The sequence below is a fragment of the Kerstersia sp. genome, assembly GCF_052103615.1.
Taxonomy (GTDB): Bacteria; Pseudomonadota; Gammaproteobacteria; order Burkholderiales; family Burkholderiaceae_B; genus Kerstersia.
Map to the genome: position 1 here is coordinate 1 of NZ_JBQEKA010000103.1, position 10,657 is coordinate 10,657.

A 10,657-nucleotide genomic window follows, 5' to 3' on the forward strand; every position below is an offset into this window, starting at 1 on the left:
GTTCACGCAGCATGCTGAAGGCCGCAATAATGCCCACACCAGCCGGCACGAACAGCACGGAGAGATGCTGCAGCAAGGCGTTGGCAGTGGCTTCCATGCGGGCCAGCAGCTGCGGGCGCGCGCGCAGCAGGCAAAATAACAGCACCATCCCCAGTACTGGCCCAGGGATGGGCAGGTGCAGCAAACGGCCAACACCCTCGCCGACGCCCTGACAGAGCATCAGAATTGCAAAAGTTTCCAGCATTTTCAGTCCGCGGCAACTTCCCAGGTTTCATCACTGGCATGCCACAAGCGGTAGCGCAGCTGGAACCCTTCCGGCACATACACCACCAGCGGCAGCCGGCTGTTGTAGCGCACCTTGAAGCCGTCGCCCTGAACGCTCACGAAACTGTCTTTCTTGACGCTATCCAGACAGCCCATCAACGTGCTGGCAGGCCCATTCACCTGGTTCAGCACATAATAGCCATAGCCCCAGCCCTGCACGGTTTCTTCAGACAGGTTGCCCATGAACCACTGGTGATTGCAATCGGTTGGCAAGGTTTTGCCGACGATCAGCTGCACCTCATAATCTTCTTCAACGGGGCGGCTTTCCAGATTGAGCACATAGCGCGTCTGGCCTGCCTGGGCAGCCGGGAAAGGTTTTAGGTCGGCCGCATCGGCGGCTTGCGCCCCGGCGGCGAACATCATACCCAGGCCCAGGCCAGCCATCGCCAGCACTCGGCGCAGCAACAGGCCCGAGGCGTTATCACGGGAAATTTCTGTCATGGTGAATCTCCTTATGGCAAGAGAATAAAAAACGGACGGTGCTGCCGGCTGCCCACTATACGCCGGCCGCCAGCGCATGCGCCTGAGCAATCAGCTCATAAGAACGCAGCCGGTCTTCGAAGTCATAAACATCGGAAACGATCATCAGCTCGTCAGCCTGGGTCTCTTCCAGCAAACGCGCAATGCCCTCGGCCACGCTATCACGCGTGCCTATAATGCTGCGGGCCAGCTTCTGCCTGACGCGGCGCGCCTCATCCGCTGTCCAGTAGGTGTCGATGTCATCAATCGCCGGCTGGCTCAGCCCCCGTGTGCCACGCATCTGGTTGGTCGAGGACATTTGCTGGGTAGTGGCCAAACGGCGGGCCTGCTCTTCACTGGCGGCAGCAATGATATTGACGCCGACCATGGCATGCGGACGCGCCAGTTGCTGCGATGGCCGGAAATTGCTGCGGTAGATTTCCAGCGCCATCAGCAGGTATTCCGGCGCGAAATGCGAAGCGAAGCCAAACGGCAGGCCAAGCTCGGCAGCCAGCCGGGCGCCAAAGGTGCTGGAACCAAGAATCCACAACGGCACTTCCTGGCCGACCCCAGGCACCGCAAACAGGGTCTGCCCGGTGCGCGCCGGAGCCAGCAAAGCCTGCAATTCCAGCACATCTTCCGGGAAACGGTCTGCCGCTGCCGGATGACGGCGCAGCGCCCGCAAGGTGGCCTGATCCGTGCCTGGCGCGCGCCCCAGCCCCAGGTCAATACGGCCGGGATACAAGCTGGCCAGGGTGCCGAATTGCTCGGCAATCACCAGCGGCGAATGGTTGGGCAGCATAACGCCGCCCGCGCCAATGCGGATGCGGCTGGTGCCGGCAGCGATATAGCCAATGACGACAGAGGTCGCGGAACTGGCGATGCCCTGCATATTGTGGTGTTCTGCCACCCAAAAACGCGAATAGCCCCATTGTTCGGCATGCGCGGCCAAATCCCTGGACCGCTTCAAGGCGGCGCCCGCGTCGGCATCCTGGCCGATGCGGGCCAGATCCAGAATCGAAATTTCTGCCATAGTGTCTCCAAAATACTGCTGTTCTGTCCCGCCAGCGGCGCGCGCCGCGCCTCAGCACGGCATCACGGATTGCCTGCCGGCCAGGAAAGCAGAAAGCTGAATTCCGCATCGTAACGCACACCCTCTTACATGGCAGAGGCTGCACTATCCTGAAAGGGTTTCTCTGCCATCCCCAGCATTGGCGCCTTGATGCCGCCAGGGTTTGCGCCTGCGCACGGCGAAATATGTAACATCAGCCCCCTGCCCGCCAAGCCATCGCCCCGCAGGCGGCTAGCGCGCTGGCGGCGCGGGCAAGCCCGCCCGCCAGCCGCCGGCACGGTCATATTCATGCAGCGTAAAGCGATTTCAATAGCAGCTAATGTGTCCGGCATCCCCTGTTTCAGGGGTTATATTTCGTTAGTCTTGATTTCATACGACACGACATGCAAGTCCCCCTTACGCCTTCAAGCTTTGCCATTCCCCTTCCGTTATTGCTGGTCTTCGCCATTGCTGCCGCGCTGCAGGCAACCCTGGGCGGCTACGCTGGCATTCTGGCCTGTGCGCTGGGCATCCTGCTGCTGTACTGGCGCAGCAGGCGCCGCCAGCAACGCCTGCTGCACTGGTCGGTGCAGCTCGACAGCACGCCGCCAGCCGAATTACGGGGCTACGACAAACTGATCGCCAACATTTACCGCCAGCACCGGCATTTGCGCAAACAGACGGAACAGGCGCATGCGGTCTTCGACGATTGGCAAACCATGCTGAACGCTTTGCCCTTCGGCGTCCTGCGCCTGGATGGCGAACTGCAATTAACCTGGTGCAACCAGAATGCAGAACGGATTCTGAACCTCAATCTGCCCGAAGACCTGGGCTTTCGCCTGAGCAATATCCTGCGCATGCCCGCTTTTGTTTCCTACGCCGGCAAACAGGATGGCTGGTCGGAAGGCATAGAACTGCACTTGCCCACCGGGCGCATCCAGGCCCGCCTGCTCGATGACAAGCAAGGCGGCGCCGTGCTGCTTGCCTTCCCCCAGACCGCGGACGACAGCCTCCCCGCCGCCGCGGCCTGAGCGCGCGGTTTTTGCGGTTTGCGCGGTTTGCACTTGGGCGCATGGTCATGGCATGATTTTTTCGTCTTTCACTGACTTCTCTGCCTGACCTGCCATGACTGAAAAAATTCGTATCCTGCAATTGGGGCCGCTGGCCGGCTCGCCGGGCGCGCAAGAGCGCCTGGAATCCCTGTATGACGTCGTTCCGCTCTGGAAGGCCGAAGATCGCGCTGCCGTACTCAAACAGGAAGGCCCGGCCATACGCGCCCTGGTCACGACAGCGGTACGCGGTTGTGACGCGGCCACCATGCAGGCGCTCCCTCAGCTAAAAGCGATTTGCAGCTGGGGGGTCGGTTTTGATGCCATTGACGTGGAAGCGGCCCATCAGCGCGGCATCCAGGTCAGCAATACGCCTGATGTCCTGACGGATTGCGTGGCAGACCTGGCCTGGGCCTTGCTGCTGGCCAGCGCGCGCCGCGTCGCCGAAGGCGACCGTTTTGTCCGTGACGGACATTGGGGCGCGGTGCACGGCGGTTTCCCCCTGGGCCGCCGCGTCAGCGGCCGCAAGCTGGGCATTCTCGGCCTGGGCCGCATTGGCAGCGCCATCGCCAAGCGCGGCGAAGGTTTCGGCATGGATATCCGCTATCACAACCGTCACGCCCGCACGGATGTCCCCTACCGCTACGCTGATAGCCTGGAAGAACTGGCCCGCTGGTCGGACTTCCTGGTGGTGGCGGCTGTCGGCGGCGACGGCACGCGCCAGCTGGTGGGCCAGGCCGTCCTGCACGCGCTCGGGCCTGAGGGCACGCTGATCAACATTGCCCGCGGCTCCGTGGTCGATGAGCATGCCCTGGTGCAGGCGCTCGAAGATGGCAGTCTGGGCGCGGCCGGACTGGACGTGTTCGCCCACGAACCCAAAGTGCCGGACGCGCTCAAGCAATCCGGCAAGGTTGTGCTCCTGCCGCACATAGGCAGCGCGACCGTGGAAACCCGTGCGGATATGGTGGGGCTGCTTTTTGATAATCTGCGCAGCTTCCTGGCCACCGGCAAGGTGGTCACGCCAGTCTGAACCGGCGTCCAGGCTCACGGGCAGGCTGCCGCCGCAAGGGTGGCGCCTGTCTGGCGGGCGTCAGGCGGAAATCAGTCGCCGCCCTTGCGCTCGCTGATCTTCAGACCGTTGTCATGGGCAAAGCCGATGACAAACTTCCAGGCCAGAGGCTCCAGCTCGCGCAGGCGGTTATCCACCACCACGCAACGTACACCGTCGATGACCGTAGGCACGACGTAAGGGGAATAAGTCAGGTGACTGGCCGGGGAACCGACCGGTCGGAAGGGAGCCATCACGCCCGCCAGGCGTTCGGCCCAGTCACTGGGGCGGAAGCGCTGCCCCGATTCTGTCACGCCGTGGATAATGTGTTGGCTTACTTGGTCTGTCATGGAAAATGCACCAGAATCAACAGGCTTGGCAAGCTGCCCGACCAAGACGAATGTCCGGCGCTGCAACTTGCTTGCGCAGGGATTGTATCTGATAGAACCTATACCTGCCTCTTTCGGTATGGCTGCGCAGTCTGCGCCAGCCGCCTGCCGCCCGGCATAAACCGGGTTTTTGCGCCGCACCCAAGCGCGTCAGAGCGCCTCCTGGCCGCCATTTTTCTCTCATTTCACGCCCGTCAGGTATGATAGATGGCTCTGTCACATGTCTGAATGAAGGCCGGCACCGGATGGATGCCGGTATTCAGTCAGGTAATCGCGGCTGGGCTGGATGCTCCGCCTGCCGTGACGGAGAGCGCTGGCCGGTGGGCCGGAGTGCTTCACATGCTGCGCTGCACAAACTGCCCGGCGCAGGAACCATCACGCAGAAAACCATGAACCAGACATCCCAACAAGCAGCACCTTTGCGTCACTTCCTGCAATTCACCGATCTGACCCGCGAAGAGATCCTCTATCTGCTCGACCGCGCCCGCATCATCAAAGATGACTTCAAGCGCTACATCCCGCATCTGACCCTGCACGACCGCACCCTGGCCATGGTGTTCGAGAAAGCCAGCACGCGCACGCGAGTCTCCTTCGAAGCCGGCATGTATCAGCTGGGCGGCTCGGTCATTCACCTGACGACCAATGATTCCCAATTGGGCCGCTCCGAGCCCATTGAAGATACGGCGCGCGTGGTGTCGCGCATGGTCGATCTGGTCATGATCCGCACCTTTGAGCAAACCCGTATCGAGCGATTCGCCGCCCATTCCCGGGTACCGGTGATCAACGGCCTGACCAACGAATATCACCCCTGTCAGATTCTCGCGGACATTTTCACGTTCATCGAGCATCGCGGCCCTATCGCAGGCAAAACCGTTGCCTGGATTGGTGATGCCAACAATATGTCCTACACCTGGCTGCAAGCCGCCGAATTGCTGGGTTTCACCCTGCATGTGTCAATGCCGGCAGGCTATGCCCTGGACCCCGCGCGTATCGGCCAGCCCGCCGCCTCGGTGTTGAAGCAATTCGAAGACCCTGCTGAGGCCTGCCGTGGCGCAGATCTCGTCACCACGGACGTCTGGACCAGCATGGGCTATGAAGCCGAAAATGCCGAGCGGCGCGCCGCTTTTGCCGGCTGGCGCGTGGATGAGCGCCTGATGGCGCAAGCCAACCCGGATGCCGTCTTCATGCACTGCCTGCCGGCGCACCGTGGCGAAGAAGTCACTGCCGAAGTCATAGACGGCCCGCAAAGCGTGGTCTGGGACGAAGCGGAAAACCGCATGCATGTGCAAAAAGCCCTGATGGAATTCCTGCTGATCGGCCAGCGCTGAGCCTGCACACCCCTGCCGCCACTCCCCCGGCGCCGCCCTTCTGTCGCAAGGCAGGCTGCGGCAAGGCGGGTGCAAGAATGGCGGCATGGCAAAAACAAGGGGCCGGATGTTTCCGGCCCCTTGTTTTTTGGTCTCTAGTCTTTCCGGACTCTCATCTTTTCGGCCTCTCGTGTTTCCAGCGTTTCCAACGCTTTGCCCGTTAACCCATTACCAGTCTTTTTTGCTGTGCCAGTCTTTTTCCAGCGCCGCGCCGAAATACTCAGTTTTCCCTGGATTCCCACTTGCGGCGTTCCTGGCGATTCAGCACCGTGCCCTTGCGCGGCCCAGGAAAGACCACGCTAAAACGCGTCCCTGACAAGGCAGGTTTGCTTTCCAGGCGCCACCAGGCGCCATGGGCTTCCGCAATTTCCCGCACAATGGCCAGGCCCAGCCCTGCCCCGCCCTGCACCGCAGAGGGGCCACGGTAAAAGGCCTCAAAGATTTTCTCCTGCTCTGCCGGCGCCAGGCCAATGCCGTCATCTTCGACCACCAGCACCGGCGGCGTGCTGCTGATACGCAGGCGCAGCATGGTCGCGCCTGTCGCATAACGCAGCGCGTTATCAATCAGGTTACCCAGCAGTTCATCCAGCAGCAAAGGGTCGCCGTCTATCCAGACCGGATGCGGGGGCGCGCTCAGGTCCAGTTCCAGACCAGCTTCCCTGGCTTTGCCCAGCCAGCGCGCGCCGCTATGCCTGGCCCATTCGCACAAATCCATGGAGACAAAGCTATCTTGCGGCCTGACGCCTGGATCCACCCGCGCCAGCACCAGCAATTGCTGCCCCAGGCGGATCATGCGGTCAGTTACCGACTTGATCCGCCGCGCCCTGGCTTCTATGTCTTCCGGCAGCGAACGCGCCAGCATCAGCTCGGATTCCAGCTTCAAACCGCTCAGGGGGGTGCGGAACTGGTGCGCGGCATGGCCGATAAACCGCCGCTGCGCCGCCATGGAGGCATCCAGGCGCGCCAGCAATTCATTGGTACGTTCCACCAGCGGCGCAATTTCCAGCGGCAGGTTGTTTGAGGGCAGCGCCTGCAAATCTTCCGCGCTGCGCTCACCCAGAGATTCGGAAAGATCCGTCACCCCTTTCAGCCCTGAGCGCACGCCGACCAGCAGCACCCAGGCAAACAGCAGCAAGGACGCAAGCTGCCCGGCCACCATGAACCAGAACACATCTTCCAGTGCCCAGGTTGAGGCTTCCAGTTTGTGCGTCAGCACCCAGGTTGCCCCGATATCGACACACACCAGCGCCAGAATCGGCGGCAGCAGGCGAACCAGTAAATGCCGCGCCAGTGAACCGCGGCGCAGAATGCTGCCGGGCGAAGCCGGTCTGCTATTTACTCGCTGCATGGCTCCAGCACATAGCCGAAGCCGCGCACTGTCTGTATGCTCACCCCGCACCCTTCCAGACGTTTGCGCAAGCGGTACACATAGACCTCTACCGCGTTTTCACTGAAATCCGCATCCCAGGCCGATAAGGAATTCACGATCTGGCGTTTGGTCACGACCTTGCCCAGGCGTGTCATCAGCATTTCCAGCACCGAAAACTCCCTGGCCGACAAACCCAGGCGTTCGCCCTGCGCCCTGACTTCGCGCCCGACCGTATCCATGGAAAGCAAACCCGCTTCCAGCAGCGGCTGGGCTTGCCCCAGCCTGCGCCTGGCCAGCGCGCGCACGCGCGCGGCCAGCTCGGCCAGCTCGAAAGGCTTGGCGACATAATCATCGGCACCGGCGTCCAGCCCCTGGACACGGTCGCTCAGGCTGTCGCGTGCCGTCAGAATCAAGACCGGAACGTCATCACCTGCCGCACGGATACGCTGCAGGATATCCAGCCCGTCCGCATCCGGCAGGTTGAGATCCAGCACCAGCAGATCATAGGAATGGCCATCCAGGGCGCTCTGCACCTGGGTACCGTTTTGCAGCCAATCAACCGCATAAGCCTGATCCTGCAGGAATTCCCGCAGTGCATGGCCTAGCGTGGCATCGTCTTCTATCAGGAGTACTCGCATGTCATGAATTCTATCCGAACGCATGCAGGCGGAACATCAAAACAAAACACCCCGGAAACGAGAAAACGCTTCCGGGGTGTTTCTGCTCAGGGGTTTGTCAGGCCTGGCGGGAAAACCGCCAGGCCGGCCTAAGCGAGTGCGAGGTCAGTGCGTGCCGTGCGCAGCGGCTGCCGGGGCGGCAGCACCGCCTGCGGCGTCATTACCTGCGGCACCGCTGGCAGCGCCTTCGGTGGCCGAGCCAGGCGCGCCCGGCTGGGTAATGAAGCCGATGCGGGCAATACCCGAACGGCGGGCGCTGGCCATCACACGCGCCAGGGTTTCGTAGCGGGTGTTCAGATCGGCGCGGATACGCACTTCAGGCTGCGGGCGCTCATGCGAAATGCTGGCGAAACGGCCCGCGAGATCGTCGAGCAGAACGATATCTTCATTCCAGAACACCACGCCGCCTGCGTCAATCGCCAGGTCTATGGTCTTGGGATTTTCTTCGATCTGCTCGGAGCTGGCCTGTGGCAGGTTGATGCGTACCGAGTGCGCCAGCAAAGGCGCCGTGATGATGAAAATAACCAGCAAGACCAGCATCACGTCGATCAGCGGCACCATGTTAATTTCCGACATGGTATGGCCGCCGCTCTGCTTGCTGTCAAAGCTGCCGAAAGCCATCAGTTGGCTCCTTTGGTATTGGCGCCGCGGCGCTGCAGCGCGCGCAGCTTGCCGTCGGACAATTCAACTTGCTGGCCAGTGCTCAGGAAGGCGAACAGATCATAGGCGAAGGCATCCAGGCGCGACAGCAGCACACGGTTGCTGCGCACGAAAGCGTTGAATGCCAGCACTGCCGGAATGGCAACGGCCAGGCCCAGGCCCGTCATGATCAGCGCTTCGCCGACCGGGCCGGCGATGCGGTTGATCGTCATGCCGTCGGACATGCCGATACCAACCAGCGCGTGATACACGCCCCACACCGTACCGAACAGACCGACGAACGGCGCCGTGGAGCCCACCGAGGCCAGCACGGTCAGGCCGTTTTCCACCTTCGAGGTTTCTTCGTCTATCACCTTGCGCATCGTGCGGCTGACAAAGTCGCCATTGCTGCCCGAGTCTTCGAGCTTGGTCGCGCCGTACTTGGCATGGTGTTTCTGCGCATAGACCGCGTGGCTGGTCAGGTGCGAGAACGGGTCATTGGCGCCATGGGTGATGATTTCGTTTTCAACCTGCTCCAGCGAGCTAGCATTCCAGAACTTGTCGAGGAAAGCGCGGGCGCGTTTGCGGGTGCGGTAATTGCTGATGGCCTTGACGACGATCAGGTACCAGCTGATCAGCGACATCACCAGCAGAATGATGAACAGGGCCTTGCCCACGACATCGCTCTGCCCCACGAAGTGCAGAAAGCCCATGCTTTGCTCGGCGGCGCCGGCGCTGGCATTGGCGGCTTGCTGGCTCAGCACGGAAGCCAGATCAGCGCCTGCCTGCAAGGTGGCATCAGCCTGGGCAGCGGCAGCTTCCGCGCCGGACTGCAAGGCGGCGCCAGCTTGCTGGGCGCTTTCCGCGCCCGCTTGCAATGCAGCACCAGCCTGTTGCGCTCCAGCCGCGCCTGCGGCTGCGGCTGCGCCAGTATTGCTCGCCGCATCCGCCCCCGGCGACACCTGCGCCAACACTTGGGCCAACACTGTCGGCGTAATCAAGGTATCGGACATCTCATTTCCTCATGACAAATACTTATGGTCGCTTGCCGCTGCGGCGTGCTGCGATCCGATTGGATTAAAAACCAGCGGCATCCGCCTTTTCAAGAGGCGGACGCCTGAAATCAACGTCTGTTTCTCAAGACAAAATCGAACGGGATATCCGCCATGGCCGGATGCGGCACACCATTCTCGGTATAAGGCTTGAAGCGTGACTTGCGCGCTGCGGCCAAGGCCGAACGATCCAGACGCTCATACCCGGAAGACTGCTGCACCTGGGCATCTTCCACTTCGCCATTGGTGTTGATCAGCACGCGGATCACGACCCGGCCCTGCTCACGGCGCTGTTGCGACGCCTGCGGGTAATCCGGCAAGGGGCGGCGCCCCAGGTAATCCACCTGACCGATCAGGCGCGGCTGGCTCGGCGGCGTGCCCGTTTGCGGACCGCTGGGCGTGCCCTTGGCGTCCGGGTCACCGCTAGGCGGCAACTCCGACGGCGGCGCCTCTGAGGGCGGCGCATCCTCCACGGGCTCCTGCACCGGCGTCACGACAGGCGGCGCTACGGGCCGGGGCCTGGGTTTCGGCTTGGGCTTGGGTTTGACCTTGGGGGCCTCCTCGATCACCGGCGGCTTGATCTCCGGCTCGGGCTCGACCACGGGTTCAGGCTCGGGGTCTGGTTCGACCTCAGGCTCCTCGGGTTCGGGCTCAGGCTCGGGTTCCGGCTTGACCGGAGGAGGCGGAGGCGGCGCAGGGGGTGTGTCGGCCTGAGGTGCCTGAGCAAGCTGGGGATCAGGAGCGATCTCCACAAAGCGCACCATTACCGCCTCAGGCTCTTCCTGTACAGGAGGATCGCCTTCGGCCAGGAACATTGCGCCAAACAAGGCAGCATGCAAGGCGACTACAGCCACACCGGCACCGATACGCAGGCCAAGTGGATAGCGCTGCGTGGACCAGTCGTTTAAGTTATGAAGCATGAAAAGGAAACATCGCTTAGCTGGCGGCTGTCCGCCCCATGACAGAGAAACAGCCTGAGAAAGACATTCAATCAGGCAAGTGAAAATTGTAAAATAAATGGGACTTATTCACAACTCGATATCCCACTTGAATTACAAAAAGAGGCGAATTCCCTCTTGTTTCCCTGACAGAAAACAATGGATCGCAGACATTCTGCAGTGATCTGCCTTATTAGACAAGCCAGAATCTCTGCCAGAAAATAAAAAATCACTTCTGAACTGCCTGTCGCCAGGGCTGGCGGGGCCGTATCCAAATGCGCGTGGCGGGCAACCC

The 10,657-nt window shown here is 61.7% G+C and carries 12 protein-coding genes; 3 read left to right on the plus strand and 9 right to left on the minus strand.

What is annotated here, in order from left to right; translation table 11 throughout:
- The 3 genes from ACTJGZ_RS14635 to ACTJGZ_RS14645 form a co-directional block, all read right to left on the minus strand.
- Positions 1-244: CidA/LrgA family protein (locus tag ACTJGZ_RS14635; RefSeq protein ID WP_441663639.1), on the minus strand; the 244-nt coding region annotated here is incomplete at its 3' end.
- A 2-nt stretch (positions 245-246) separates the two neighbouring features.
- Complete coding sequence (gene eco / locus ACTJGZ_RS14640; protein ID WP_441663640.1) at positions 247-765, minus strand: serine protease inhibitor ecotin; 519 nt, start codon at positions 763-765, stop codon at positions 247-249.
- Between the two features lie 55 nt (positions 766-820).
- Positions 821-1,816: an LLM class flavin-dependent oxidoreductase gene (locus tag ACTJGZ_RS14645; RefSeq protein WP_441663641.1), complete on the minus strand. Its 996-nt coding sequence runs from the start codon at positions 1,814-1,816 to the stop codon at positions 821-823.
- Positions 1,817-2,238: 422 nt separating this feature from the next.
- Here ACTJGZ_RS14645 and ACTJGZ_RS14650 point away from each other — a divergent pair, with 422 nt between their 5' ends.
- Both ACTJGZ_RS14650 and ACTJGZ_RS14655 read left to right on the plus strand, forming a co-directional pair.
- Positions 2,239-2,865, plus strand: a complete 627-nt coding sequence (locus ACTJGZ_RS14650; RefSeq protein ID WP_441663642.1) for a PAS domain-containing protein — start codon at positions 2,239-2,241, stop codon at positions 2,863-2,865.
- Positions 2,866-2,959: 94 nt separating this feature from the next.
- The gene (locus tag ACTJGZ_RS14655; protein ID WP_441663643.1) at positions 2,960-3,913 is read left to right on the plus strand and encodes a 2-hydroxyacid dehydrogenase; all 954 of its coding nucleotides are present in this window, start codon (positions 2,960-2,962) and stop codon (positions 3,911-3,913) included.
- Positions 3,914-3,984: 71 nt separating this feature from the next.
- On the opposite strand, the gene ACTJGZ_RS14660 is transcribed toward ACTJGZ_RS14655, so the two are convergent.
- The gene (locus tag ACTJGZ_RS14660) at positions 3,985-4,281 is read right to left on the minus strand and encodes a DUF3579 domain-containing protein (protein ID WP_441663644.1); all 297 of its coding nucleotides are present in this window, start codon (positions 4,279-4,281) and stop codon (positions 3,985-3,987) included.
- A gap of 428 nt (positions 4,282-4,709) precedes the next feature.
- On the opposite strand from ACTJGZ_RS14660, the gene argF reads away from it, so the two are divergent.
- Positions 4,710-5,648, plus strand: coding sequence for an ornithine carbamoyltransferase (gene argF / locus ACTJGZ_RS14665; protein WP_441663645.1), 939 nt, complete (start codon positions 4,710-4,712; stop codon positions 5,646-5,648).
- A 259-nt stretch (positions 5,649-5,907) separates the two neighbouring features.
- Here the strand turns inward: argF and ACTJGZ_RS14670 are convergent, their stop codons facing one another.
- The 5 genes from ACTJGZ_RS14670 to ACTJGZ_RS14690 form a co-directional block, all read right to left on the minus strand.
- On the minus strand, positions 5,908-7,035 hold the full coding sequence (locus ACTJGZ_RS14670; RefSeq protein ID WP_441663646.1) for a sensor histidine kinase: 1,128 nt from the start codon (positions 7,033-7,035) through the stop codon (positions 5,908-5,910).
- On the minus strand, positions 7,023-7,694 hold the full coding sequence (locus ACTJGZ_RS14675) for a response regulator (protein WP_441663647.1): 672 nt from the start codon (positions 7,692-7,694) through the stop codon (positions 7,023-7,025). The genes ACTJGZ_RS14670 and ACTJGZ_RS14675 overlap by 13 nt, the downstream gene beginning before the upstream one ends.
- 144 nt (positions 7,695-7,838) lie before the next feature.
- Positions 7,839-8,354, minus strand: coding sequence for an ExbD/TolR family protein (locus ACTJGZ_RS14680; RefSeq protein ID WP_441663648.1), 516 nt, complete (start codon positions 8,352-8,354; stop codon positions 7,839-7,841).
- The gene (locus tag ACTJGZ_RS14685; RefSeq protein WP_441663650.1) at positions 8,354-9,334 is read right to left on the minus strand and encodes a MotA/TolQ/ExbB proton channel family protein; all 981 of its coding nucleotides are present in this window, start codon (positions 9,332-9,334) and stop codon (positions 8,354-8,356) included. Before ACTJGZ_RS14685 ends, ACTJGZ_RS14680 begins: the two co-directional genes overlap by 1 nt.
- A 161-nt stretch (positions 9,335-9,495) precedes the next feature.
- On the minus strand, positions 9,496-10,344 hold the full coding sequence (locus ACTJGZ_RS14690; RefSeq protein ID WP_441663649.1) for an energy transducer TonB: 849 nt from the start codon (positions 10,342-10,344) through the stop codon (positions 9,496-9,498).
- Between the last annotated feature and the right edge of the window lie 313 nt (positions 10,345-10,657).

Bases quoted from the DNA above. Each gene is read 5' to 3' on its own strand.
- eco (WP_441663640.1), bottom strand. From the start codon at position 765: ATGACAGAAATTTCCCGTGATAACGCCTCGGGCCTGTTGCTGCGCCGA.
- ACTJGZ_RS14645 (WP_441663641.1), bottom strand. From the start codon at position 1,816: ATGGCAGAAATTTCGATTCTGGATCTGGCCCGCATCGGCCAGGATGCC.
- ACTJGZ_RS14650 (WP_441663642.1), top strand. From the start codon at position 2,239: ATGCAAGTCCCCCTTACGCCTTCAAGCTTTGCCATTCCCCTTCCGTTA.
- ACTJGZ_RS14655 (WP_441663643.1), top strand. From the start codon at position 2,960: ATGACTGAAAAAATTCGTATCCTGCAATTGGGGCCGCTGGCCGGCTCG.
- ACTJGZ_RS14660 (WP_441663644.1), bottom strand. From the start codon at position 4,281: ATGACAGACCAAGTAAGCCAACACATTATCCACGGCGTGACAGAATCG.
- argF (WP_441663645.1), top strand. From the start codon at position 4,710: ATGAACCAGACATCCCAACAAGCAGCACCTTTGCGTCACTTCCTGCAA.
- ACTJGZ_RS14670 (WP_441663646.1), bottom strand. From the start codon at position 7,035: ATGCAGCGAGTAAATAGCAGACCGGCTTCGCCCGGCAGCATTCTGCGC.
- ACTJGZ_RS14675 (WP_441663647.1), bottom strand. From the start codon at position 7,694: ATGCGAGTACTCCTGATAGAAGACGATGCCACGCTAGGCCATGCACTG.
- ACTJGZ_RS14680 (WP_441663648.1), bottom strand. From the start codon at position 8,354: ATGGCTTTCGGCAGCTTTGACAGCAAGCAGAGCGGCGGCCATACCATG.
- ACTJGZ_RS14690 (WP_441663649.1), bottom strand. From the start codon at position 10,344: ATGCTTCATAACTTAAACGACTGGTCCACGCAGCGCTATCCACTTGGC.